Source organism: Deltaproteobacteria bacterium (assembly GCA_040223695.1).
In the GTDB taxonomy this organism is placed as follows: Bacteria; Desulfobacterota_D; UBA1144; order Nemesobacterales; family UBA2774; genus JAVKFU01.
This window is the reverse complement of the sequence record JAVKFU010000006.1, coordinates 24,436-49,115: the sequence shown is the minus strand read 5'-3', so window position 1 is coordinate 49,115 and position 24,680 is coordinate 24,436. Positions and strand designations below refer to the sequence as shown.

At 51.1% G+C, this 24,680-nt stretch carries 18 protein-coding genes; 10 read left to right on the top strand and 8 right to left on the bottom strand.

Annotated features, from left to right (window positions below):
* Positions 1–75 precede the first annotated feature (75 nt).
* The 3 genes from dcd to RIG61_00445 all read left to right on the top strand — a co-directional run bounded on the left by dcd (position 76) and on the right by RIG61_00445 (position 3,689).
* A complete protein-coding gene (dcd, locus tag RIG61_00455) occupies positions 76–630 on the top strand; it encodes a dCTP deaminase (protein ID MEQ9617627.1) in 555 nt (184 codons plus the stop codon).
* Positions 631–849: 219 nt separating this feature from the next.
* Positions 850–3,285, top strand: coding sequence for a DNA topoisomerase (ATP-hydrolyzing) subunit B (gene gyrB / locus RIG61_00450; protein MEQ9617626.1), 2,436 nt, complete (start codon positions 850–852; stop codon positions 3,283–3,285).
* 35 nt (positions 3,286–3,320) lie between these two features.
* Positions 3,321–3,689, top strand: a complete 369-nt coding sequence (locus RIG61_00445) for a cupin domain-containing protein (GenBank protein MEQ9617625.1) — start codon at positions 3,321–3,323, stop codon at positions 3,687–3,689.
* 90 nt (positions 3,690–3,779) lie between these two features.
* Here RIG61_00445 and nuoH read toward each other — a convergent pair whose 3' ends face one another.
* Both nuoH and RIG61_00435 read right to left on the bottom strand, forming a co-directional pair.
* Positions 3,780–4,847 (bottom strand): NADH-quinone oxidoreductase subunit NuoH, encoded by a 1,068-nt coding sequence (gene nuoH / locus RIG61_00440; GenBank protein ID MEQ9617624.1) that lies wholly within the window; start codon positions 4,845–4,847, stop codon positions 3,780–3,782.
* A gap of 22 nt (positions 4,848–4,869) precedes the next feature.
* On the bottom strand, positions 4,870–6,468 hold the full coding sequence (locus RIG61_00435; GenBank protein ID MEQ9617623.1) for a molybdopterin-dependent oxidoreductase: 1,599 nt from the start codon (positions 6,466–6,468) through the stop codon (positions 4,870–4,872).
* A 246-nt stretch (positions 6,469–6,714) separates the two neighbouring features.
* Here RIG61_00435 and RIG61_00430 point away from each other — a divergent pair, with 246 nt between their 5' ends.
* A complete protein-coding gene (locus RIG61_00430; GenBank protein MEQ9617622.1) occupies positions 6,715–10,611 on the top strand; it encodes a translocation/assembly module TamB domain-containing protein in 3,897 nt (1,298 codons plus the stop codon).
* 54 nt (positions 10,612–10,665) lie between these two features.
* Here the strand turns inward: RIG61_00430 and RIG61_00425 are convergent, their stop codons facing one another.
* Positions 10,666–11,850: an aminotransferase class I/II-fold pyridoxal phosphate-dependent enzyme gene (locus RIG61_00425; GenBank protein ID MEQ9617621.1), complete on the bottom strand. Its 1,185-nt coding sequence runs from the start codon at positions 11,848–11,850 to the stop codon at positions 10,666–10,668.
* Positions 11,851–11,946: 96 nt separating this feature from the next.
* On the opposite strand from RIG61_00425, the gene RIG61_00420 reads away from it, so the two are divergent.
* The 5 genes from RIG61_00420 to RIG61_00400 all read left to right on the top strand — a co-directional run bounded on the left by RIG61_00420 (position 11,947) and on the right by RIG61_00400 (position 16,431).
* On the top strand, positions 11,947–12,351 hold the full coding sequence (locus RIG61_00420; GenBank protein MEQ9617620.1) for a septal ring lytic transglycosylase RlpA family protein: 405 nt from the start codon (positions 11,947–11,949) through the stop codon (positions 12,349–12,351).
* Positions 12,352–12,398: 47 nt separating this feature from the next.
* A complete protein-coding gene (locus RIG61_00415) occupies positions 12,399–13,067 on the top strand; it encodes a septal ring lytic transglycosylase RlpA family protein (protein ID MEQ9617619.1) in 669 nt (222 codons plus the stop codon).
* Positions 13,068–13,189: 122 nt separating this feature from the next.
* Positions 13,190–14,056, top strand: coding sequence for a diaminopimelate epimerase (gene dapF / locus RIG61_00410; protein ID MEQ9617618.1), 867 nt, complete (start codon positions 13,190–13,192; stop codon positions 14,054–14,056).
* A gap of 72 nt (positions 14,057–14,128) precedes the next feature.
* The gene (locus tag RIG61_00405) at positions 14,129–15,364 is read left to right on the top strand and encodes an amidohydrolase family protein (protein ID MEQ9617617.1); all 1,236 of its coding nucleotides are present in this window, start codon (positions 14,129–14,131) and stop codon (positions 15,362–15,364) included.
* Between the two features lie 17 nt (positions 15,365–15,381).
* Positions 15,382–16,431 carry a gamma-glutamylcyclotransferase gene (locus RIG61_00400; protein ID MEQ9617616.1) on the top strand — a complete coding sequence of 350 codons (1,050 nt, stop codon included), beginning with the start codon at positions 15,382–15,384 and terminating at the stop codon, positions 16,429–16,431.
* On the opposite strand, the gene RIG61_00395 is transcribed toward RIG61_00400, so the two are convergent.
* A complete protein-coding gene (locus tag RIG61_00395; GenBank protein MEQ9617615.1) occupies positions 16,409–19,300 on the bottom strand; it encodes an FAD-linked oxidase C-terminal domain-containing protein in 2,892 nt (963 codons plus the stop codon). The two genes, RIG61_00400 and RIG61_00395, sit on opposite strands and share 23 nt — an antisense overlap.
* Positions 19,301–19,506: 206 nt before the next feature.
* Between RIG61_00395 and cofC the strand changes: the two genes are divergently transcribed.
* Positions 19,507–20,160: a 2-phospho-L-lactate guanylyltransferase gene (gene cofC, locus RIG61_00390; GenBank protein MEQ9617614.1), complete on the top strand. Its 654-nt coding sequence runs from the start codon at positions 19,507–19,509 to the stop codon at positions 20,158–20,160.
* A gap of 24 nt (positions 20,161–20,184) precedes the next feature.
* On the opposite strand, the gene RIG61_00385 is transcribed toward cofC, so the two are convergent.
* From RIG61_00385 to RIG61_00370, 4 genes are all read right to left on the bottom strand, one after another.
* Complete coding sequence (locus tag RIG61_00385) at positions 20,185–21,624, bottom strand: aldehyde dehydrogenase family protein (GenBank protein MEQ9617613.1); 1,440 nt, start codon at positions 21,622–21,624, stop codon at positions 20,185–20,187.
* Between the two features lie 218 nt (positions 21,625–21,842).
* Positions 21,843–22,676: an MqnA/MqnD/SBP family protein gene (locus RIG61_00380; GenBank protein ID MEQ9617612.1), complete on the bottom strand. Its 834-nt coding sequence runs from the start codon at positions 22,674–22,676 to the stop codon at positions 21,843–21,845.
* Positions 22,677–22,702: 26 nt separating this feature from the next.
* Positions 22,703–23,497 (bottom strand): menaquinone biosynthesis protein, encoded by a 795-nt coding sequence (locus tag RIG61_00375; GenBank protein MEQ9617611.1) that lies wholly within the window; start codon positions 23,495–23,497, stop codon positions 22,703–22,705.
* Between the two features lie 106 nt (positions 23,498–23,603).
* Positions 23,604–24,653: a deoxyguanosinetriphosphate triphosphohydrolase gene (locus RIG61_00370; protein MEQ9617610.1), complete on the bottom strand. Its 1,050-nt coding sequence runs from the start codon at positions 24,651–24,653 to the stop codon at positions 23,604–23,606.
* Positions 24,654–24,680 lie beyond the last annotated feature (27 nt).

Genomic DNA, 24,680 nt, shown 5'->3' with positions numbered 1-24,680 from the left:
ATTGAGTAAGGCCCGCGTCTATGGTACTATGCTTTTCCTCTTCGGTTGAAATATTACATCTAAGGAGCATTTGTAATGGGAGTAAAACCTGACCACTGGATTAGAAAGATGGCCCTTGAGCAAAATATGATAGAACCGTTTATAGACGGGCAGATAAGGGAAGGCTCGATTTCATACGGTCTGTCGGCTTACGGATACGATATCAGGGTCAGCGATGAATTTAAGGTCTTCACGAACATATATAATTCCGTAGTGGACCCCAAGAAATTCGACGACAAGTCATTTGTCGAAATCAAGTCGGATGTGTGTATGATCCCCCCCAATTCTTTTGCTCTGGCCAGGACCGTCGAGTATTTCAGGGTTCCCAGAAGCACTATTACCCTCTGTGTGGGAAAATCCACGTACGCGCGATGCGGCATAATAGTTAACGTTACTCCCTTCGAGCCCGAGTGGGAGGGTTATGTGACGCTCGAGATATCGAACACGACCCCGCTTCCCGCAAAGATTTACGCGAATGAAGGGATAGCGCAGGTCCTTTTTTTCGAGGCGGACGAGATGTGCGAGGTATCCTACGCCGACAAAAAGGGCAAGTATCAGAAGCAGGTTGGAATCACCCCGCCCAAGGTTTAGAGGCCGCTCGGGATTTTCCCCTGTCCGGGTCCTCCGAGACCGCTATGCTCCGGGCTTTTCATGCCCTCGTGGTCCCCGCGCGTTCATGCGATTAAACCCCCTGATTTTATTTCCCTTTTTCCCCTGTCATGGTATAATTATTGTCTAATTATTCCCCCCTATATGCGTATGCGGAGGTAGTGTATATTGGAAGTAAAAACAGACCTGGAAAAGAAGTCTATGCTAAAGGAAGATAGTTCTTATACGGCGGAAAAAATCAAGGTTCTTCCCGGGCTCGAAGCCGTAAGAAAGCGTCCCGATATGTACATCGGCGACACGAGCACGAGGGGATTTCACCACCTTGTTTTCGAGGTTCTTGATAACAGCGTCGACGAGGCGCTCGCGGGATACTGTGACAGGATAAATGTAACCATACACGTCGATGAAAGCGTTACGATTGAGGACAACGGCCGCGGTATTCCGGTCGATAAACATAAAGAGACCGGCAAATCAGCCGCCGAAGTCGTTATGACAATGCTGCATGCGGGCGGAAAGTTCGAAGGCAAGGTCTACCAGGTCTCGGGCGGGCTGCACGGGGTCGGTGTCACCGTTGTCAATGCTCTTTCCGAATACCTGATTCTGGAGATAAGGAGGGACGGCAAGGTATGGTATCAGAAATACGAGCGCGGCCAGGCGGTTACCGAGCTTAAGGAAACGGGAAAAACGGAGCGCTCCGGGACCAAGATAAGCTTTAAACCCGACTCCACTATTTTCGAGGTCGGCGAATTCAGCTACGATACGCTGGCACATAGAATAAGGGAGCTTGCGTTTCTCAACAAAGGCCTCGTTATAAGCCTCACCGACGAGCGGAGCGGGAAGAGTCAGGAGTTTTACTACAAGGGAGGAATTGTGGCTTTTGTCGAGGAGCTCAACAGGAACAAAAAGGCGCTTCACCCGAGCCCGATATACGTGACCGGGGAGAAAGACGACATTATCGTCGAGGTGGCTCTCCAGTATAACGACAGCTACACGGAGACCATATTCGCTTACGCCAATAATATTAACAATATCGAGGGCGGCACACACCTCACCGGATTCAGGGGAGCCCTCACCAGAACAGTAAACAAGTACGCCGAAGACAAGGGTCTGCTGAAAAACGCCAAGGTATCCCTGAGCGGCGATGACGCCAGGGAAGGCCTTACAGCCATAATAAGCGTTAAGCTCCCCGATCCGAAGTTCGAGGGTCAGACCAAGACCAAACTGGGCAATACGGACGTGAAGGGAATAGTGGAAGTGCTTTTGAACGAGAAACTGGGGGCCTTTTTCGAGGAGAACCCCTCGGTTTCCAAAAAAATCATCGAGAAGGCCGTTGACGCGGCGAGAGCGAGGGAAGCGGCCAGGAAGGCCCGTGAGCTGACCAGGAGAAAAAGCGCCCTTGAGTCGGGCTCCCTCCCCGGGAAGCTCGCCGACTGCCAGGAGCGCGACCCCGAGCTGTGCGAGCTTTTCATAGTAGAGGGTGAGTCGGCGGGAGGCTCGGCTAAACAGGCGAGAGCTAGGTACAATCAGGCGGTTCTGCCGTTGCGCGGTAAGATATTGAACGTCGAGAAAGCCAGATTCGACAAGATGCTCAGCAACGAGGAAATAAGAACGCTGATTACGGTCCTGGGCACCGGTATCGGCAGCGATGACTTCGATATATCCAAGCTTCGTTATCACAAAATAATACTGATGACGGACGCGGACGTCGACGGCTCGCACATAAGAACCCTTCTCCTGACGTTCTTCTACAGGCAGTTCCCTGAAATACTCGATAGAGGACATCTTTACGTTGCCCAGCCCCCGCTCTACAGGGTAAAACGCGGCAAGGAAGAGCGTTATCTCAAAGACGACCTCATGTATGAGGACTATTTTCTCGAACGGGGCACGGACGGCGTTACCATGAGCGTATCCGAGAACGGAAACGGTTCCAGGGAAATTAAAGGGACGAGGCTGTTGGATGTAATTAAAAAGTCCATTTCCTACGGCAAGGCGCTTGACAGAATAGCCAGGTGGGGGAGGGACAGAAGAATCGTGGATGCGTTCGCGAGCCGGGAGGGCTTTAGAAAAAGCAATCTGCAAATCGGAAATGAGGCCGAGCTCGATACGCACCTTCAGGCTATCAAGGAAAGAATCGAGAGCAGACATCCCGAAGTCACGGGTCTTGACTGGGAGCTTCAGGATGACCCTGAGCACGGGTCATCGAAAATATTTTACACCTTTAAGGAAAGCGGAAGGAACAGGACGACGTTAATAGACTTTGATTTCCTGAATTCTCCCGAATTCGCGGACCTGAAGAATCTCAGGGACTCGATAAAAGTCGTTGGAGACCCTCCCTACGGGGTAGTTGATGAAGAGACTACCGTTGAGCTTCAGACGCTTGCCGAGGTTGCCGAGCACATACTCTCTCGCGGTAAAAAAGGTATGTCGATTCAGAGGTACAAGGGGCTTGGCGAGATGAACCCGGAGCAGCTCTGGGAGACTACGATGAACCCGGAGACCCGGGTCCTCAAAAAGGTCGTGATAGAGGACGCTTTTGAGTCGGACGAGATTTTCACGATCCTCATGGGCGATCAGGTCGAGCCCAGAAAGGAATTCATCGAAACCAACGCCCTTAACGTAAGCAACCTCGACGTATAGTCCGGGAGTATGAAATTCTTTAATATTAGGAAGCCATGTCCGCGTCCGTAAAAAATTTAAGTGAAATCCCCGTTGAAAAGCTCGGAGCCGGTAAATCCACCTACAGACAGGTTCTGATAGGCCCCGCAGAGGGTCCCAACTTCGCGATGAGGCGGTTCATCATGGAGCCCGGAGGAGGTATTCCCTCTCACACCAACACGGTCGAGCACGAGCAGTTTGTGCTCCGCGGCAGGGCGAGGATAGGCATAGGCGACGCCGTTTACGAGGTTAAGCCCGACGACGTGCTATTCATTCCGGCGGGCGTTCCCCACTGGTACGAGGTGCTGGGGGATGAAAACTTCGAGTTCCTCTGCATGGTGCCCAATCAGGACGATAAAATATCGCTCATAGAAAAAAAGAAATGAGGGCCTTTCCCGGTCGGCTCTGCGGCTTTAATATTCTACTATACGGCGTTTATAGATTCCGGCAGCTTGCCTAAATCTTTGAATTAGTAATCAGGCTTGCAGATATCCGTAATTCTGAAGCACCAGTATGGCGATGCTGATGATGATTATATTCGCTATGGCTACCGGAAGGAGCACCTTCCATCCCAGGTTCATAACCTGGTCGTACCTGAACCTCGGCAGCGTAAACCTCACCCAGATGAAGAAGAACAGAAACGCGAGCACCTTTCCAATAAATACGAGAGGCGGCAGGTACCAGTATGTATCTATATCTATTCCGAACCAGCCTCCGAAGGGCAGCGGATACCAGCCTCCGAAAAAGAGCGCCACAACAAGGCATGATACCACGATCATGTGCGTGTATTCCGCCATGAAAAACATCGCGAATTTCATGCTGCTGTACTCCGTGTGGTACCCCGCGACTATCTCGGTTTCGGCCTCCGGCATGTCGAAGGGGAGCCTGTTGGTTTCCGCAAACGCAGCTATGATAAACACCAGACAGCCCAGTATCTGGGGAAAGGCGAACCAGTATTGAGACTGCGCTTCGATGATATCATCGAGCCTGAGAGAGCCCGTCCACGCGACAACGCCGAGGATGGATATTCCCATGGCAAGCTCGTAGCTTATCATCTGCGCGGCGCCCCTGAGTCCCCCCAGAAAAGAATATTTGCTGTTTGAGGCCCAGCCGCCCAGCACCACGCCGTAAACGCTGAGCGAGCCTATGGCGAGCACGTAGAGCACGCCCACGTTCAGGTCGGCTATCTGCAGCTTTACATATACCGGGTCCTGCAGAAGCCCGAAAATGGTCGTGTAGAACCCCTTGCCTATCGGGATCACGGCAAGAGCGATTAAAGCTGTGATGAGCGCGAATGCGGGGGCGACGACGAAGAAAGTCCTGTCGGCCTTTGTTGGGATTATATCTTCTTTGAATATGAATTTTACGCCGTCGGCCAGGGGCTGGAGAAATCCGAAGGGGCCGACCCTATTGGGTCCCAGTCTGTCCTGTATGAAAGCGCTCACCCTGCGCTCGGCCAGCGTGAGGTAGGCCACGAGCGTAAGCACGACAAAGAACAGAAGCGCTATTTTTACGAGTGAGATTCCTAGTTCGACCCAAATCATAATTTTGACCTGTTATGAGAAATCAGTCAGCCGTGTCTGCTCCGAGCATGCCGATGTTGCTGTAGTTCATTCCCCTGTAGGCCGGGAATGCGCCCGCGATCTCCGCCATTATTTCAGAAGGATTCTCATAGCTGAACGTCTCCGCCTCAAATGTAGTTCCGAGAAGCGCCAGTATTTCCCAGTCGGGTTTTGCCGTGCCCGGAGGGGCTATCGCCTGTCTTACTCTCTGAACCCTCCCCCTGTCGTTCGTAAATGTGCCTTCCTTTTCGTAAGGGCTTGCGCCCGGAAGGATGACGTGGGCCAGTTTTGCGGTTTCCGTAATCCTGTAATCCTGAACCGCCAGGAGCGTAAGCCCCGTAAGGGCCTCTATCAGTTTCGGTCGCTCCTCCACCGAGACGAAATTAAATAAATCCTCTCCCGCGGCATAGAGGGCTTTTATACGCCCTCCCAGTATCTGCTCGATCAGCTCGTGAATCTTCTCCGCGCCGGAAGGGTACCCCATGTCCTTGACCCCCCTGCTGTTCGGATAGGGGTCGGAGCTGATAAGGCCGTACCGTTTTTCCTGATTCACGGTCCCGATATTTGAAGCGATTCTGCCCGTTTTAAGAGTCCCGGACAGTTTTTTAAGCAGATACAGCTCCTCATTTGTCAGAGTCGGCGACCCGATGACTGCTATCGATTCAGGGTCTGTACGGCTGATTTTTTTTAACTGGTTCGATGCGAGCTCAATGGCTTCAACCCAGCCTGAGATCTCAAACCCCTCCCCCTTTCTCACTATCGGGTCCTTGAGGCGCGTCTTCCCCTCCTGTACTTCCTTGAAGTCGTATCTTCCCCTGTCGCAGATCCAGTACTCGTTTACATCCATGTTGATTCTCGGCCTAACGCGCGCGACCCTGCCTTTTCTCGGGTCCACGCCCACCGTTATGTTGCAGCCGTTGCTGCATAGAGAGCACACGCTGTCCGTAAATTTCCAGTACCATACGCGCTCCTCGTGGAGATTTTCCTTATTTAGAAGCGCCCCCACAGGGCAGAGGTCCGTAACATTTCCGGCAAGCTCGTTATCGAGGTCTTTCTCCGGAAACACAACTATCTTTTTCCTGAACCCTCTTCCCTCGTATCCGAGCTCATGTGTTTTTGTGACTTCATCCGTAAATCTGACGCATCTCGTGCACATGATACAGCGGTTGGGGTCGTACAATATCCTGTCGCTCAGGTAATACTTTCTTCTCACCTTCTTTTCCTCGGGCCCTTCGAACCTGCTGTATCCCGGGCCGTGCTTTACAGTCGTAAGCTGAAGAGGACACTCCCCTCCCTTGTCGCATATCGGGCAGTCCAGCGGGTGATTAATCAGGGTGAACTCGACAGTCGCTTTTCTTGCCTTTATCGCCCTTTCCGAATTCGTTTTGACTATCAGGCCGTCCCTGACGTAGGTATTACAGGCGGGCATTACCTTTGGCACGCCCTCTACCTCCACCAGGCACTGTCTGCACTGCGCTACGACGCTCAGGGCCGGATGGTAGCAGAAATGAGGGACGTCTATTCCCGCACGGGAAGCGGCCTCGATAAGGTTAAGACCGTTTTCTACTTCAATCTCTATTCCGTCTATTGTGAGTTTAGGCATAGAAAAATCAATGTAGCGAGTATTCGGAAAAGATTATCTGAGCAATTTTACATTAGCAAGCCGCGTGGAAAATATGAAGTGATCGGAAAAGGTTATAATATCTATACGGTTAAAAATACGGATTCGCCGGTGAAGCCGGAGCTTTTTATCTTTCAGTGTTTTTAGCTTTCAGTTCGCGTCTGCTTAAATATGCGTTTTTCCCCGTATCTCCGGCTGCGGCTTATGTTATAATTCAAAATACAGGTTATGCGCTCCAAAGTCCTCAAACCGATAGCTATATTCCTTTTCATTCTGGCTTTGCTCGCAGCGGTTCTAGTGGTCGTTGTACAGACCCGTTATTTCAGAAATTTCGTTAAAATTACAACGAATTCTATAGTAACCGCGCTTACCAACCAGAATTTCAGTATAGGAAGCATCGAGGGCAACTTCCTGAAGGGAATTACACTCAAAAACGTTAGATTTGATATTGAGAACGAGCGGTTTCTCGATTTTGAGGAGATTTACATCGATTACTCGCTTCCGCTCATACTCGACGGCTCGATGCTTTTCAGCAAGGTGGTGCCGCTCGGCAGGGTATCCGTTAAAGGCCTCAAGATTTATCTTGTGCACTACCCGGATGATTCCTGGAATTTTGAAAAACTCAATGAGTTGATTGTTCAGGGGGAAAGGAGGGAGAATCCCGACTGGAATGTGCTTATGCAGAAAGGCGATATCCGGAACGCGAAAATGTGGATAGATGACCGGATGAACGGGGAAAAGTCCGAATTCGTGTTAAGGGATGCCGATTTATCTCTCAGCATGTTTAAAATGACTGACAGGGCGGTGCTGGAGCTGAACCACGCCGACCTTACCGCCGCTTTCGAGAGCAGCGATTACGAAAAGATGCACTTCAACGATATATCCGGGAGAGCCGTATATTCGAACAAGGAGATAATTGATAAACTCGACGTAGAGAAAGTGGTTTTTAAATTTAATGAAGCGGACTACTCGGCAAAGGGGATCATCAGAAATTTTATGAATCCCAGTTTTGAACTCGAGGGAGTAATAAGGGGGATAGATATCCCTGAAATGGGAAGTCTCAATGTAAAAATCGAGGCGGAAGGCAATTCAAATCTATGGAAGGACCTGCATGCCAGAGGCAGCTTGGTTTTCGTAGATTCCGTGTTTCTTGACAGGGAGATAAACGGCGGGGTAGAGACCGTAATAGTTACAAATACCGATGTTGAGCTCAAAAAGGGCACGCTCACAGCCGATTTCGGCAGCGCCGGGTTTGAAGGCGCCCTTTCTCTCAGAGAGATGGCCAGACCGCGCAGCGATAATGAATTCGATCTTCAGGTGCTGGTTAAGTCTCTCAGGTTGTCCGATACCCTAGAGATGCTGGAAGAAAAAAGCGAGATTAAGGAAAACGGGATCAATAATAATATAGCCGCCCTTATTAAGTCCGAATTAAATATTAAAGGCAAATGGAGGAAATCCTCTCTTGTAAATGCCGATATCGACATAAAGGAGATGATTATAGATGAAAGCGATATAGGCAGGATCAATTTAACGGGCCCTCTCCATATTACGGATTCCGGAGTGGAATATGAAATTGCCGCTTCATTTGCGAATACTAATTTCGGGAAGATTCTGAATGATGAAAGATACGCGAGCGATTTTAATTCGGATCTTCGCCTGAAAGGCTCTCTGGACACCAGCGGTGAAACTCCCGATGTCCTCCGGGTTTCTGTCGAGGGTCAGGTAAGGCCTTCTCAAATCATGGGCATCAATCTGAACCGGGCCGTCATCGACGCCTATTATGATAAGACGAGCTTGGGGATAAAATCTCTTTCAATCGATACGGAACCTCTAAAGATCGTGGCTTCCGGGGATATTGCCGATTCAGGGGGCGGGGGGATTAAATACGATATTAGTTTCAGCGATCTTGGCGTTCTTTCGCGGTTTTCGGACGGAATCGACCTGTCCGGCTCCCTTGATCTCAAAGGCGATATAAGGGGAAGTATCAAGAATCCCAGGCTTTTCGTCTCCGCCGCCGGGTCCGATTTTGTGCATGAAAAACAGGGAATCAAGATAAAAAAGATTCAACTCGAGGGAGAAAGCTACTTTAATCTGAATGACCTCGGGTTAAACGCCGGTGGAGAGCTCAAGGGTGTTGAGATTCAGGAGCGGGAGATTCAGCTTATTGATTTCAAAGCCCGCAGCCTGGGCAAAGAAATACACGGGGAGCTCGGTATCCGGGAAACTCCGAAAAGAAATTATTCAATGAATTTTAAGCTTATGGAATTCGGCCAGGATAAAACGAAGCTCGAGGTGAGCAAGGTTCTTATTAATTTCAAGGACGCCGTTCTGGAGAACCGCAGGCCTATTTATATAACCCTTCTCGGCGATAAGATAAATTTCAATTCCTTTAACCTCTATCACAAGGACAATTTCGTGATCGGAGACGTCAGTCTGGGTCTGGATCAAAGCATGGAAGGAACAATAAAGCTTGAGCGGTTAAGCCTGCTTGATCTCTCGCAGCTGCTGGACGTCGAGATTCCCGTTAAAGGAGAGGTCTCGGGGGAGATAAGCCTGGGAACATCATTGAAGAATCCCGATATCAAGGCCAATATCACGGCAAAAAAACTGGAATATATGAATTTTAAGAGCGATGAGCTTCAGATGTCGCTTCTTTTTTCAGCAAGCGCACTCCAATTAAATCTCGGAATTACCGATAACTCTGAAGAAATTCTGTCAGCTGTAGTTGAAGCGAGATTTAATCTGAATATGGAGGACATGGAAAGGAGCCTGAGGCAGGCGTCCTACAGGGCCGTGATAAAGTCAAATGGTGTCGATGTAAGTCCTATTACCGCTTTAAACGAAGAGATTCAGGAGCTGGACGGGAAATTACTGGTTGATGTGGTCGCAGAGGGGTCCGGGGGAAATCCGAACGTATCGGGAAGCCTCGAGCTTAAGGACATCTCGTTAAAAATCTTGGCAATGAGAAACAAGATAACGATAGACAGCGCCGTAATGGATATGCGCGGCAAGTCGGGTTACCTCCGTCCCGTGACTATCAGAACAGGGGAGGGGGAGGGGGTTTTTGAAGGCACTCTGGATTTCCGGGATCTTTCCTACACAGGAAAGGGCAAAATGTCCGGTATGCTTATGAAAACGTCTCTCGCCGATGTCACAGCCAACCTTGACGGAAATCTGGAGGTCGAGGGAAAGTTTCTGAACGCTTTCATAAAGGGTGATATTGATGTCAAAAATCTAAAAGCCGTGGTGCCTCAAAAACCCTTGAAGGAAATTGAAAATATCAAGTTCGTCGATGAAAACGATGACGAGCGGGAGGAATTCATTTTCAGGGGTGAAAAGAAGGACGATTACGTCGAGGAGTTTATCGCTCTTGATCTGAATGTGGATATTCCCAAAAACTCCTGGGTCAAGGGAAGCGGAGCAAATATTGAGGTAGAGGGGAAACTCGGTATTGACAAGAGATACGGGGATCCCTACCTCGTCTCGGGAAATATAGATGTCATCAGGGGCGATTATCAGTTCATGGGCAGGATTTTCAATATCGAAAGCGGCACGGTGAGTTTCAGGGGTAAGAAGATAATCAACCCTTTCCTGGACCTCCGTGCTCTCTACGAGGTCTCGAGTGTGCAGGTTTACATCAACATAACCGGGACGGCCGAGAAGCCCAGGATACACCTCTTAAGCGATCCTCCCCTTGACGAGAATGAAATAGTCTCCTATCTGGTTTTCGGCACCTCTTCCGACAAGCTCGGCACGGATGAAAGGATAGAGTTTCAGGAAAAGGCCGGTGAGGTTCTCGGAGCTATGGCTGTGGGCGAGCTCAGGCAGATGTTCGGAGACGACTTCGCGATCGACGTCATGACCATCAAGGGAGGGCAAACCGGTTTCAGGGACACTCACCTCGAGATAGGTAAATATCTCACGGAAGACCTCTATGTGGGTTACGAGCGCATGTCCTACGAGCGCTTTTTTTACGAAAGGTATTTTTTCAGTCCGGGACTTCCTTCCTCGACCGTTACAGCCAACAGGGCTGTTATCGAATACAGGGTTACCGATTTCATGACAGTTGAGAGTGAAATAGGGGAGGAGTCGGGCGCGGACTTGTTTTTTAACTTCGACTATTGATATTCATACGTCAGCTTTTATTGTGGTGCTTTCTGAAAATTTAGGAATTTATAATTAACTCTTCAAAAATCTCCTGATACCCCTTACGGCCTGCATTATTCTTTTTTCATTCTCTACAAGCGCGAACCTGACAAAGCCCTCCCCGTAATTCCCGAAGCCTATGCCGGGGGAAACGGCGACCTTGGCTTCATTGATCAGAAGCTTGGAAAACTCGAGCGATCCCATTTCCTTGTATTCTTCCGGCATTTCCCCCCAGACGAACATCGTCCCTTTCGGCTTGGGTATCTCCCAGCCCGCTCTTGATAGTCCCTCTACCAGCCTGTCCCTTCTGAGTTTATAGGACTGTCTGATTTCCTCCACGCAGTCCTGCGGGCCGTTGAGCGCCGTTATGGACGCGACCTGTATGGGGGTAAAGATTCCGTAGTCCAGATAGCTTTTAATCCGCGTCAGCGCGGATACTATTCTTGCGTTTCCGACCATAAATCCCACGCGCCATCCCGGCATGCTGTAGCTTTTGGAAAGCGAGTAGAACTCCACCCCTAATTCCTTGGCGCCGGGCACCTGCAGGAAGCTGGGTGCCTGGTAGCCGTCGAAGCAAAGCTCCGCGTAGGCGAAATCATGAACGACTATTAATCCGGCCTCCCTTGCGAGCTCATAGACGTCCTTGAAAAAATCCTGATCGACAACTTTCGTAGTAGGATTATTCGGAAAGGAAATCATGAGCACCTTGGGTTTCGGCCAGGTTTCCCTGACGGCTTTCTCGATTCCTTCAAGTAGGTTGGAGTCTCTCGTGTAAGGTATGCTGTGCACGTCCCCCCGCGCGATGATAACGGAGTATATATGAATCGGATAGGAGGGGTTCGGAACAATGACCGTATCCCCCGGAGAAAGGATCGAAAGCATGAGGTGGGATATCCCCTCTTTTGAGCCTATTGTAACCACCACTTCCGAATCCGGGTCAACGTCCACGTCGTAATTCCTCTTATACCAGTCCGCTATGGCGATCCTCAGCTTCTGGATACCCGCCGAAGACGAGTACCTGTGAGCCCTCGGGTCTTTCGATGTCTCTATCAGTTTATTGACGATGTGCTCGGGCGTGGCCTGGTCGGGGTTGCCCATTCCCAGGTCGATTATGTCTTCTCCCCGTGCCCGTGCTCTGTGCTTAAGCTCGTTCACTATACTGAATACATAGGGCGGCAGCCTTCTTATGAGTGAGAACTCTTCGGGTGAGTATTGCATGCTGGGTCCTTTCCTGTTTTGAGTTAATTTTATTCGAATCCTTGACAATCTCAAGAAAATTAAGGGAAAATAGATAAATTACAGAGTTTAGACGCTATGAAGATCAAACTAGGCTTATTTTCAGTTCTGTTGCTTCTTTTCTTTGTCCTGCCCTCTGTGTCTTCCGAACAGCCGATGCAGTACGGAAACGCTTCCTGGTACGGGAAGGCTTTTCACGGCAAGAAAACGGCAAGCGGTAAATATTACGATATGAACGAGTTTACCGGGGCTCACAGAAACCTCCCGTTCGGAACAAAGGTAAAGGTCAGGAATTTAAGAAACGGTAAAGAGGTAATAGTGGAAGTTAACGATAGGGGACCGTTTGTAAGAAGCCGCGTTATCGACCTTTCCCGCGCGGCGGCCAAAGCTATAGGAATCGTAAACAGGGGAATTGTAAGGGTCAGTATCGAAGTGATCTCGTATCCCTATGGCCTGGCCCCGACCCCCGGCTCCATGCTATAGGCGGGAATTCATCGTTGCTTACATCCCCTATCTGAACGCAAGAGAGCATGAATAATAGAATAATTCTATTATTGTTACTTCTCCCTGTAGTGTTTTCGTGCGCGAAAAAGGGGGTTGAATCGACCCGTATGCCTGATTATCCTTCGGGCGGATATGTCGAAGAGGGGTACACGCAAGTCGGCATAGCTTCCTGGTACGGGATAGAGGAGCATAACCGTTACGCCGCAAACGGTGAGCGCTTCAGCAAGCACGCATACACGGCTGCTCACAAGAGCCTTCCGATGGGAACCGTGGTCAGGGTCACCAATCTGGAGAACGGCAGGGACGTGCTCGTCAAGATTAACGACCGGGGCCCCTTCGTCAGAGGCCGCATCATCGACCTATCCCACGCCCCCGCACAATCTATCGGCATGGTTCAGAAAGGCACGGTCAAGGTGAAGGTTGAAGTCGTCTCTACGCCTTCAACAAGGCAGGGTGGAATTTTCAACGCGCTCTACACAGTACAGGTGGGCTCCTTCAGCGACCGGATTAACGCGGTTAACCTGAAAAGAAAGCTCGATGTCAGGTACGATGACGTCAGAGTCGAGTCCATAGAGGTGAGCGGTAATAACTATTACAGGGTCAGGGTCGGGCAGTACTCCGATAAGCGCGACGCCGAAAGAGCCGCCTCGAACCTCAGAAGGGACGGGCACAGGGGGAGGGTTATAATCGAATAATGAAAACCGGGCTTGAAGGGACGCTGCGGGTTAGCGGATTCATAGAATAGCACGCTGCTAACATTCTGATTGGCCTGGGCATTATATGTCTGAATCGGCAGGCTGCGTGGAGGAATAAGCATATGAACAATTTCGTAAAATCTCACGGGCTCGGAAACGATTATTTCGTGCTGGACGCCTCCCGGATATCCTTTGAGCTCACGCCTCGGGTGACGAAGCTTCTCTGCAACAGGAACTACGGCGTAGGCTCGGACGGTATTCTCCTTCTCGTGCCTTCGGACAGGGCGGATTTCGGGCTCAGGATACTGAATCCCGACGGCAGCGAAGCCGAAAAGAGCGGAAACGGGCTCAGGATTTTCTCCAAGTACCTATACGATCACGGACACACGGATAAAAATATTTTTAAGATCGACACGATGGGCGGAATAGTAACCGCTGAGCTTGAGATAACGGATAATAAAGTCCGTTTCGTGACTGTAGAAATGGGTAAGGCGACTTTTAACAGCCGTCTGGTACCAGTGGAAGGCGAGGAGAGGGAAGTCATCGATGAAGAGCTGCGGGTCGAGGGCGAACCATTAAAAATCACCGCCGTTTCGGTCGGCAATCCTCACTGTGTCGTTTTCTTCGATGAGCTGGACGAGGGCTATTTAAGGATAATGGGCCCGCTTCTCGAGAATCACGAGCTCTTCCCCAACCGAATAAACGTACAGTTCGCCAGAGTGCTTTCCCGGGATAAAGTGGAGATTCTTATATGGGAGCGGGGGGCGGGCTACACGCTCGCTTCGGGAAGCAGCTCCTGCGCGGCCGCGGCCGCTTGCGTCAAAAACGGTTTCACCGATAAAAAAGTGACCGTATCCATGCCGGGAGGGGAGCTTGATATAGAAATAAGGGACGACTGGTCTATTAAAATGAGGGGCCCCGTGGAAGAGGTCGCTCACGGCACACTGAGCGATGATATCCTTGACAGAATAAAAGCGCTTAATGTGTAGCAATTTCAAATTTTTACTGAAACGCGTTGCCTCTATTAAACTTACATCTTAGTCCCAAGAGCGGTGCTAGTTATGGATAAACTCATCTTATCGGCCCGGACGGTTCTTCCCGTTTCCTCAAAGCCGCTTAAAAATGTCTCCCTTCTTGTAGCTGGCGGCAAGATTCGCGAAATCGGGAAAACCGATATCATAAGGAGACGCAATAAAAGCGTGAAAGAACTGGACCTTGGGGAAGGGATTCTGCTCCCGGGCTTTGTGAACGCGCACACTCATCTGGAGCTGGGCTGGATAAAAGAGAGGCTGGGCAATTTTGACGGGTTTACGGGCTGGCTCGAGCAGATTGTGAAAACCAAGAGGGACGGGGTCTCTGAAAACAGCTTGACGAAATCGGTCAGGGAGGGAATCGATGCGTTAATCGGAACAGGGGTCACTACGGTCGGCGAGATATCGTCCTACGGGGGCGTCGATAAGCCCATATTGAAGAATTCGGGCCTAAGGACCGTCCTCTACAGGGAAATCATGGACAGCAATGAAAATGAAGTCGATTTCTATACGCTTGAGAGCGGCGGACTATTTCAGGAGAGGCTTTTTCCTCACGCACCTTATTCGTGCGGTCCCCGTCTCATAAAGAAGGCTCTCGACTCCCATGACAGAAATGGTGTTCCGCTCGGTATTCATCTCGCCGAGAGCACGGATGAGGTCAGGTTCGTAAGGGGTGAGGAGAACGGAATAGAGAAGAAGGTCTTCCCCCTCATAAATAAAACCCCGTTCGAAAGACCCGTTGCCGAGACCCCTTACGCATACCTGAAGAAATCGGGTCTCGCGCCCGGCGCAAAGATAACACTTGTGCACATGGTGCATGTCGGCGAAGAAGAGACCGGTGAATTAAGAGACAGGGATATAGGCATAGTTCTCTGCCCGAGGAGCAACTTCCTCCTTCAGGTGGGCGAGCCCCCGCTAAAACAGTACGCCGGGCTCGAAAGGGTAGGACTCGGCACGGACGGTCTATCCAGCAACTATAACCTCGATTTCTTCGAGGAGATAAGGTTTCTTCATCTTCTGATGTCCCGCTCTCTTACGGAGGAGGCGGCTCGCAGGGCGGTTCATTGCGCTACCCTGGGGGGCGCGGGAGCTCTATATATGGAAGAGGAAACAGGCAGTATCGAAGCGGGTAAGGAGGCCGATCTGATTTTTCTTAAGCCGAAAAACAAATCAAAAGACCCTTACCTCTCCGTAATATCATCGACTTCCCAAGATCTCAGATTTCTCATGGTCCGGGGAAATATTCTATTCTCAGACTACATGTAGTTCTCAATTAATCAGCCATGCCGGACGTTCTTGAAAAGATATTCGTATATGGAACCCTTCTCCGCGGCGAGCCCCGGAGCCGTTTCATGCAAGACTGCGAGCTCTCGGGGGAATTTGAGGTCCCGGGCCGGATATTCGATACAGGGCAAGGCTATCCGGCCGCCGTATTCGATGCGGCGTTAAAAGAAACCGTGTACGGCGAGCTTTACTTGATGGAAAACGCCGTTACGAAACTGAGAGAGCTTGACCAAGTTGAGGGCACCGGGGACGGTCTCTTCAAAAGAGTAAAAATCAATCAGGGCGGGATTGAATTCTACAGCTATGAGCCGGGCAGGTTGCTCGAAGAATGCGTTTCGGATAAAAACAGGATTTTGCGCGGAGTCTGGAGAAATCATTCGTCTCTCGCACTGACCGACCCGGTTGATTTCGCCCTCGGTTTTGAAAATCATCTTAAGAAGACCTACAGGCAGGCCGCCGGTACGGAGTCGGACGGAACCCTCTACGTAAGGGGTCATATCCCGGTGCTCGTCACGTCGCCACACGCGACGGCCCATGTGAGAATGGGTAAATTGAAGAGGCAGGAATTCTACACGGGGGCGCTTTCGGTAATGCTCCATTCCGTGACCGGCTGTCACGCCCTGTATACTGACCGTCTATCCGGGGTCGACCCGAACTACTACGACGAATCCCCCTTTAAGAAAAGGCTCGCCGGTATTGCCTCGAATTACGATATAGGATTAATTATAGATATTCACGGAACGGGGAGTGAGAGAAAAAGTGAAATCTATCCGGGAGTCGGAAGGGGCGGTGAGTTCCTCCTGGGTAACAATCACTTTCTGTCCGAGCTTGAGGAAGCCGCGGCTTTGAACAATATCTCCCTCGGCGGACTGGATGTCTTCCCCGCCGTGAGACAAATGACCGTAACAAAATTCGCGGCCACGGGGCTGGGGATTCCGGCAATCCAGCTCGAAATTAACCGGGACTTGAGGCAGCCCGAGAGGACGCCTTCGAATTTTACGAGGCTGTTTCAATTCCTTACGGAATTTATAGAGCACGTTTCCCGATGACGCGTTCTGCCAGTATTTCAGCTATGTGTCTAGTTTTTCTGCCCGTAAAATGCTCGATCTGATGTCGGCACGATACCCCCGAGACGGCGATCTCCGTTTCAGGCGGCGCTTCGTTTACCGCGGGGAACAAGCGGTCTTCGCCTATGGCGCGGGAGACCTCGTAGTGCTCGCTCTCATATCCGAAGCTCCCGGCCATCCCGCAGCAGCCGGCCCCTGTTTCTCTCACGCCGCAGCCTGAGAGTGAGAGTAGTTTTAACGGCGCTTCCATGTCCGAGAGCGCCCTCTGATGGCAGTGCCCGTGGTACAGCACCGGAGGCACGTCTTCTTTCCACGATATATCCAGGGTTCCCGCCTCCGAGAGTCCATATAAAAATTCCTCCAGAAGATACGAGTTTTCGGCGAGCAGCTTTGCGTCCGCGCTGTGCGGTAGAAGGTCCCTGTATTCGTCCCTGAAGGTCAGGATACAGCTCGGCTCCGTTCCCACCACCGGTATTCCCTCACGCGCGTACGGGGCCAGGGTCACGGTATTACAGAGGGCCATCTCCCTTGCGGGCTCTATGATCCCCTTGCTCAGCATGGGACGCCCGCAGCACGCTCTCTTCTCGGCGAGCACGACTTCAAACCCGGCTTCCTCAAGGAGCCTGACAGCAGCCCTGCCCGTTTCCGGATGGTAGAAAGCGGCCCATGTATCGTGAAAATAGACGACTTTTTTACGTCCGCTGTCTCTCGCCGACGGCTGTCTTCCGTAAAACCAGTCGGTGAAGCTCTCCCCCGCTAAAAGCGGAAGCGTCCGGGCGGGATGGATGCCGATACCAGACATTATCCTTCTCGTAACGGGGTTGGAGAGTAGAAAATTGGACAGACCCGGCGCGCGGGAGGCAAGCCTGCTCATTTTATGTACGTTCCCTAAGATACGGTCCCTCAGCCCGACCCCGTTCTCGGCGTTGTAATGAGCCATGAATTCAAGCTTCATCTTGGCCACGTCCACACGCGACGGGCACTCGCTCTTGCAGGCCTTGCATGAAAGGCACAGGTCAAATACACTGTGCATATCCCCGCCAGTAAGCGATTCTTTCTCCAGCCTCCCTGAAAGCACGGCCCTTAAAGCGTTTGCGCGCGCCCTGGTCGTGTCCCTCTCGTCGCGGGTCGCCATGTAGGAAGGGCACATGGTTCCCTCGCCGAGCTTACGGCACACGCCCTGACCGTTACACATCTCGACCGCGCCTGAGAACCCGCCGTCAGGTGACCAGTCCAGGTAAGTATCAACTTCGTACGATTTAGAATCATTTCCGTAGCGAAGGTTTTCGTCCGGGGGTAGCGGGTCTACCACCTTCCCGGGATTAAATAATCCGTCAAGGTCGAAGGCCGCTTTAAGCCCGCGCATCGCTCCGTATAGCTCGGGCCCGAACAGCTTTTCGTTCAGGTAGCTTCTCTGAAGGCCGTCCCCGTGCTCACCACTCAGGACACCGCCGTATTTGAGTACCAGCTTGAGAGACTCCTCGGTAAGCTCCTTCATAACGGATTTTCCCTGTTCCGTCTTCAGATTCACGAGCGGCCTTATATGGAGGCATCCCGCGCTCGCGTGCCCGTAGAAAGCGGCCCTTGTTCCTATGCGTCCGAAGAGGTCGGAGATATCCGAAACGAATTCAGGGAGTCTATTAACCGGAACCGAAAGGTCCTCTATGCCGGTTACGGGTTTATACTCGTCCCGCTTGCTCATCAAAAGCCCGAGGCCTGCTCTCCTTACCCCCCATACATTTTCCTGCTCTTTATGTGTGAGCGCGCAGGTCGTGCTACAGCCTATTTTTTTCTCTCCGAGCAGTGCGGCAAGGTTTCTGGTCTTGCCTCTAATTTCAGATCCTGTTTCCCCGTAAAACTCGACTACCAGCAGCGCTTCCGGCTCCCCGTCCACGAACGAAAGCATCTTTCTGTAACCGGCGTGGGCTTTTGTAAGACGGATAAGCATCGAATCAATAAGCTCGATTGCAGACGGGTTTTGCTCCAGAATCAGGGGCACCGCCTCCATAGCGGATCTTACATCGCCGAACTGAAGTATCGAAAGCCCCGTATAAGAGGGAATCGGGACTAGCCTTAGTGTCAGTTCGGTAGCCAGCCCCAGCGTCCCTTCCGCGCCGGCCAGGAGCTTCGCGGGATTAAAAGGATTGTCAGTGAGATAGTTCAGGCTGTATCCCGAAGCCCTCCGCCAGTGGCGGGGGAATTTACTTTTTATTATCCCGGCATTCTCTTCTCGCAGCTTGTAAAGCCTGTCGAGGAGCGCTCCGTTCTGTCCCGGCGCTTTTGCCGCCGGGCCGTTTTCGCTCAGCTCGTGTAATTCAAGAAGACCGTTGTCAGCGGTAAGAATAGTCGCGGCTTCCACATTATCCCCCGCCATGCCGTAGAGTATCGAATGCGCCCCTGTGGAGTTGTTGCCCACCGCGCCTCCTGCGGTGGCTATTCGTGCGGTTGAGGGGTCGGGTCCGAACTTGAGACCGTGCGGCCTCAGCTTCCGGTTGAGCTGCTCAAGATATATGCCGGGTTCCGTGCGGACAGTTTTACGCTCCTTGTCCACCTCGATGATATTGCTCAGGTACTTCGAGAAATCAATTACGAGCGCGTGTCCCACTGCCTGCCCTGCAAGGCTCGTTCCTCCCCCTCTGGGCAGTATGGGGACCCCGTATCTAACGGCCGTCTCGACCGTAGCCTCAGCGTCGTCGACGGTTCGGGGTATTACCACGCCTACGGGCTCGATCTGGTAATTGCTCGCGTCGGTGCTGTAAAGGGTTTTCGTGAAGGTGTCGAACCGGACTTCTCCGCGCATTTTTTTTGTGAGCTCGGCTTCGAGTTCGCGGTAAAGAGGGTTGCTTTTCATAAGAGCCGCCAGGGTGATAATTATAACTTGTGAAAGCCGTGCTAATCCAATCTGAGTATTGCGGATACCGCCTGTGTTGCAAAGGTTTTACCTTGCCGATTATAGAATTTTAGAAATTACGGGTATCATAACCTGTTTTTAAAAGGCCCTGTAAAACACGCGGGTGTCAAAAGATAGAGGAATAATCCGCACGACCAAGACATTATATGAAGTTTGCAATTGTACCTGTAAAAGACCCGTCCAGGGCAAAAGAAAGACTCTCCTCAATCCTGCCCCAGGATGTAAGGACCGCGCTTGCCTATGCTATGCTTGAGGATGTGCTGACTGCGCTTGCCGGCTCCGGGCTGCTCGACCGGAAGTTCATAGTCTCTCTCGACACGACCGCGATTAAAATCGCGGAGGATTTAGGTATCGAGGTCATTCACGAGACGGAGCAGAAGGGAGAGAGCGCGTCGGTCGATTTTGCTTCGCGGATTTGTAAAGAGATGGGGGCTCAATCGGTACTGGTGATTCCGGGAGACGCTCCGCTCATTACCACGGAAGACATAGATTTCATTCTGGAGAGGGAGAGTGACGCGCCTTCCGCGATTCTCGTGCCGGCGCGGGACTATTTGGGGACAAACGCAATACTGAGAAAACCGCCCGACGCGTTTCCTTCACTCTTCGGACACGACAGCTTCAGGAAGCATCTCGATGAAGCAGCCGGAAGAAATATAAAAATCGATACGTTTGAGAATCCGAGGATAGCTCTCGATATCGACAATCCCGATGATCTAAGGGAATTCGCTTCCATCAAGAGCGATACGAAGACATACGAGCTTCTGTCAGGTATGAACCTCCTTAACAAAGTCGCGGGTTGAGAGGCCGTGCGGATTCGGGACTTATCATACCTTGTAGTCCAGATTCACGACCATCAGCTTTAACTCTGTCATTTCCTCTATCGCGTACTTGAGGCCTTCTCTCCCCACGCCGGAGTCCTTGACCCCGCCGTAAGGCATATTCTCCACCCTGAAGCTCGGATAATCGTTCACTACCACTCCCCCAACTTGGAGCGCGTTATAAGCCATAAACGCCTTCTTCATGTCTTTGGTAAATACGCCCGCCTGAAGGCCGTATCTCGAGTTATTCACCGAGGCAAGAGCGTCTTCGTAATCCCTGTAGCTCTCGATGTGCACTACAGGACCGAATACCTCGTCCCGGCTCACTCTTGAATCAGGCGTGACGTTCGTGAGAACAGTAGGCTCAATCAGGCTTCCGTCGCTCTTCCCACCGCACAGCAATTCGGCCCCGTTGTCGAGAGCCTCTCCGATCCAGCTCATGATCCTGTCTGCTGCCCCCCGGTCTATCACTGGCCCGACGTCGGTATCTTCCAGCATAGGGTCGCCCAGTCTCAGCTTCCTTGTCTCCTCAACGAATTTCTCCGTGAATCTGTCGAATACTTTTTCGTGCACGTAAATTCTCTGTACCGAGATACAGCTTTGCCCCGCCTGATAAAACGCCCCCCACACGTTCCTGCTTGCCGCGAAGTCGAGGTCGGGCGGGTCCTCGTCGATTACAGTCGCCGCGTTTCCTCCGAGCTCAAGCGTTACCTTCTTCTTGGAATACCTGCCCATTAGCTCCCAGCCTATTTCGTCGCTGCCGGTAAATGAAATCTTCTTTATGCGTCCGTCGTCGAGCACAGGCTCGATCGCGGACCCGGGTAGTGGAAGAATGTTAAGCATCCCCTCGGACAGCCCGGCTTCCTCAACTATCTCCCCGAGTATCAGGGCGGATAGAGGTGTCTGGGATGCGGGTTTAAGTATCATGGCGTTTCCGGAGGCGATAGCGGGTGCAACCTTGTGCGCAACGAGGTTAAGGGGAAAGTTGAAAGGGGATATCCCCGCCACAATCCCGAGCGGGAATCTTCTCGCGATTCCGAACATTCCCTCATTACCCGGAGTGATATCTATGGGAATAAGCTTGCCTTCAGAGAACCTGTTTGCCTCCTCCGCGGCGACGGAAAAAGTCGTGATTGCCCTCGTTACTTCCACCCTTGCCGTCTTAAGCGGCTTCCCTCCCTCAAGCACTAGCGTTCTGGCGAATTCCTCTTTTCTTTCCTCTATCCCCTCGGCTATTTTTTTTAAAATCCCGCTCTTTTCGTAGCTCGGAATATTCCTGAATTTCTCAAATGCGCTCTGGGCGTCCCCAATCGATTCCATAGCCTTTTCCCGAGCGGGGACCGTAATTACTCCGGCCACCTCACCGTTATAAGGGCTTTTAATTTCTTTTTTCTCGCCGCTTTTTATCCATTTCCCGTTAAGCAGGTATCCGTATTCCCGGGCCATTTTTAAACTCCTTTTTTCAGTTTCGTGAGTCCTTTTAAAATACAGGCGCTTTAAAAATAGTACTCTAATTATTTTGCACAACAAGCAAATTCTGCCAGATGTCGTATATAGAAGAAAAAGGGTGGTAAAAGGATTATGTGCGGAAAAATATAGCTCCGCTAAGAATTAATGAATGGCTGTACGTTTACTTGAACGAACTATTTACAGCTTATTAAAAATCAGCCTTCCAGTACGTCCAGTCTCGGCTTCTCCGATATTATCCCCTTTTGATGGGCCCTGTCGAAGAGGTATTCGAGCGCCCCCTTGCCCTTTTCCCCAAGATCGCGCGTGAGGTCGTTTACGTACATCAGGACGAATTTCTCCCCTACGTTCTCTTCCATCCCCCGTCCGTACTCCATTGCATACTCGAGCGCCTCTTTTTTATGAGCGAGTCCGTACTCTATGCTTTCCTTGTGTACTCTGTGCACCTCTTTCTGGAGCTCTTCGCCTATGTCCCGCCTCACTACGTTTAAGCCAAGCGGGAGAGGGAGCGAAGTATCTTTTGCCCACATATCCCCTAAATCAAACAGCATCTCCAGGCCGTAGTCCCTGTACGTAAGCTGACCTTCGTGGATTATAAGACCGGTCTCTATTTCCCCGTTGGCGACGGCGGGCATGATCTCGTCAAACGGCATCTCAACGGGTATAAAATCGTCCGCATATATGCTCAGCAAAAGAAACGCCGTAGTCAGCTTTCCGGGCACTCCGATCTTTTTCCCCTTGAGGCTTTCCACAGGCTCTCTCGACACCACAATAGGCCCGTATCCCTCTCCCATGCTGGCGCCGCAGGAAAGAATCCGGTAATTGTCCTGTACTTTCAGGTATCCGTGCGCCGAAATGGCGGTAGTTTCAAGCTCCTTCCCGAGCGCGCGTTTATTGAGGGACTGTATGTCTTCTACGACGTGCACGAAATCGATTTTGTCAGAGGTCACTTTTTCCTTGGCTATAGCGTAAAACATAAAGGCGTCGTCCGCATCCGGGCTGTGCCCAAGTCTCATTGTTTTCTTGCTCACGTTTCGGTTCTCCTTTTTTCCCTTTATTATGAGTACATTCTGATACCTGAAATTTTCTCCGACTCTCCGAGCCTGGATAGATATTCGCTGTATTTAATCATGCCCTCGATCTCTTTCTCGCCCAGATCGTATGTGATCCGCTCCGTTAGATACTTGTAGCATGTTTCTTCGTCTATTCCGGCAGCTACGGATTCGAGCCTGGCTATTTTCCCCACGATGCCGAGTCCGTAGTTTTTCGACCTCTGAAGCGCTTCCAGGTTTTCCCAGAGCGCGACTCCCTCGTTTACTGCGAACACAGCGTACACAAAGGGGAGCCCCGTTTCCTCGGACCATATCTCCCCCAGATCGAATACCCTGTATCCATCAGGGGGGGCGCCGGCTTTTTCGAGGCCCGTATCCCCTATCAGCATCCCAGCGTCGGCGTCTTTTAAAAAATCCTTACCTGTGTCCCTCGGTATATATGCAGGGGAAACGCCGTTAAAAATTTCGAGAATGATTCTCAGAAGAGCGGTTGAGCTTTGAGATCTCCTGTCCACGGCTACAGTTTTTATATTCTTCAAATCTCCCTTTGTGAGCAGAATCACGCTGTCCACCTTTCCGTAAGAGGAAATTGATATATCCGGAACCACACTGTAGTTTTTTCTTTTCAGCAATTCCGCCACGGGTATCAACCCCAGATCGATCTCTTTTCTGAAAAGCATCTCCGAAAGCACCGAAGGAGGGGATAATATTATCTCGAAACCGTGGTCTATCAACCTCTTCTCGAGCGCGAATGTAAGGGGCTTTGCGTTAATGAAGGATACGGAACCTAATCTTATCAATATTGTAACCCGTTCTAGCCGTAAGTAGTTTATTTAACCGCAGCTTGTTTAAACTTTTAATGACGGATGTATTCGAGGTGAATAAGGTTACCTGAATTCGGTGATCTTAAAACGTGCTCAAGTCACCCTGCCATCTCCTGGGAAGGAATATCGCCTCATAAATGCTGATTGCGTAGGAATCGGTCATGCCCGCTATGAAGTCGCACACGGCGCGCTCGATTGTTTCCCCTTCTCTCGGTCCTTTTTTATAGTGTTTCCAGAATTCATCCTCGTTTTCACAGAAGTATTCATAAAGTTCCTTGATGACTTTTTTAGCTTTAAGGAAGTTGTTCTTAATCTTCTCGTTCATATAAACCGTGTTGAACAGATAACTTCTGAGCTCAACCATCGCCTGCTCGACCTCAGCGCTCGCCGCCACTTTCTCCCCGTTATGCTTGATTGTTTCCGTTATAATATCCGTTACCATCCTGTTTATCCTCTCGGAGTTCGTCTTTCCGAGCTCTTCAACGCACGCTTTCGGTACGTCCTCTATTGTGATAATCCCGGCCCTTATGGCGTCGTCCAGGTCGTGATTCGCGTATGCCACGAGGTCCGAGACGCGTACCACCTGCCCCTCGAGCGTCTCGGGGCGGTATTTCGGGTTGTCGACCGCTCCCATTCCCTTGGAGTGCTTCGCTATGCCGTCCCTCACTTCGTAGGTCAGATTGAGTCCCCTTCCTCCCTTCTCGAGCACGTCCACTACCCTAAGGCTGTGAATTACGTGCTTGAACCCTTCAGGGTATATCTCGTCGAGAGCGGCCTCTCCGGCGTGCCCGAAAGGGGTATGGCCCAGATCGTGTCCGAGCGCGATTGCTTCCGTAAGGTCCTCGTTCAGCCTTAGCGCTTTCGATATCGTCCTGGCTATCTGCGCCACCTCGATTACGTGAGTGAGCCTGGTTCTGTAGTGATCGTCCGTGGGGGATAGAAAGACCTGCGTTTTGTGCTTCATCCTCCTGAAGGATTTCGAGTGGATTATCCTGTCCCTGTCCCTCTGATAGTCGGTTCGTATCGAACAGGGCTCTTCACGAACCACTCTCCCCTTGGTCTCGGAGCTGAGAGCGGCAAAGGGGGATAGGGTTTTTCTTTCAATCTCTTCTAGCTGCTCCCTTATATTCATGGCGTGTCCCGGGGGTTCGTTGCGAAA

What these genes read in the sequence shown, in the direction of transcription:
- RIG61_00400 (MEQ9617616.1), top strand. Translation starts at nt 15,382, where the DNA reads ATGCCGGACGTTCTTGAAAAGATATTCGTATATGGAACCCTTCTCCGC.
- gyrB (MEQ9617626.1), top strand. Translation starts at nt 850, where the DNA reads ATGCTAAAGGAAGATAGTTCTTATACGGCGGAAAAAATCAAGGTTCTT.
- RIG61_00425 (MEQ9617621.1), bottom strand. Translation starts at nt 11,850, where the DNA reads ATGCAATACTCACCCGAAGAGTTCTCACTCATAAGAAGGCTGCCGCCC.
- RIG61_00420 (MEQ9617620.1), top strand. Translation starts at nt 11,947, where the DNA reads ATGAAGATCAAACTAGGCTTATTTTCAGTTCTGTTGCTTCTTTTCTTT.
- nuoH (MEQ9617624.1), bottom strand. Translation starts at nt 4,847, where the DNA reads ATGATTTGGGTCGAACTAGGAATCTCACTCGTAAAAATAGCGCTTCTG.
- RIG61_00435 (MEQ9617623.1), bottom strand. Translation starts at nt 6,468, where the DNA reads ATGCCTAAACTCACAATAGACGGAATAGAGATTGAAGTAGAAAACGGT.
- RIG61_00395 (MEQ9617615.1), bottom strand. Translation starts at nt 19,300, where the DNA reads ATGAAAAGCAACCCTCTTTACCGCGAACTCGAAGCCGAGCTCACAAAA.
- RIG61_00385 (MEQ9617613.1), bottom strand. Translation starts at nt 21,624, where the DNA reads ATGGCCCGGGAATACGGATACCTGCTTAACGGGAAATGGATAAAAAGC.
- cofC (MEQ9617614.1), top strand. Translation starts at nt 19,507, where the DNA reads ATGAAGTTTGCAATTGTACCTGTAAAAGACCCGTCCAGGGCAAAAGAA.
- RIG61_00370 (MEQ9617610.1), bottom strand. Translation starts at nt 24,653, where the DNA reads ATGAATATAAGGGAGCAGCTAGAAGAGATTGAAAGAAAAACCCTATCC.
- dapF (MEQ9617618.1), top strand. Translation starts at nt 13,190, where the DNA reads ATGAACAATTTCGTAAAATCTCACGGGCTCGGAAACGATTATTTCGTG.
- RIG61_00445 (MEQ9617625.1), top strand. Translation starts at nt 3,321, where the DNA reads ATGTCCGCGTCCGTAAAAAATTTAAGTGAAATCCCCGTTGAAAAGCTC.
- RIG61_00405 (MEQ9617617.1), top strand. Translation starts at nt 14,129, where the DNA reads ATGGATAAACTCATCTTATCGGCCCGGACGGTTCTTCCCGTTTCCTCA.
- RIG61_00415 (MEQ9617619.1), top strand. Translation starts at nt 12,399, where the DNA reads ATGAATAATAGAATAATTCTATTATTGTTACTTCTCCCTGTAGTGTTT.
- RIG61_00430 (MEQ9617622.1), top strand. Translation starts at nt 6,715, where the DNA reads ATGCGCTCCAAAGTCCTCAAACCGATAGCTATATTCCTTTTCATTCTG.
- dcd (MEQ9617627.1), top strand. Translation starts at nt 76, where the DNA reads ATGGGAGTAAAACCTGACCACTGGATTAGAAAGATGGCCCTTGAGCAA.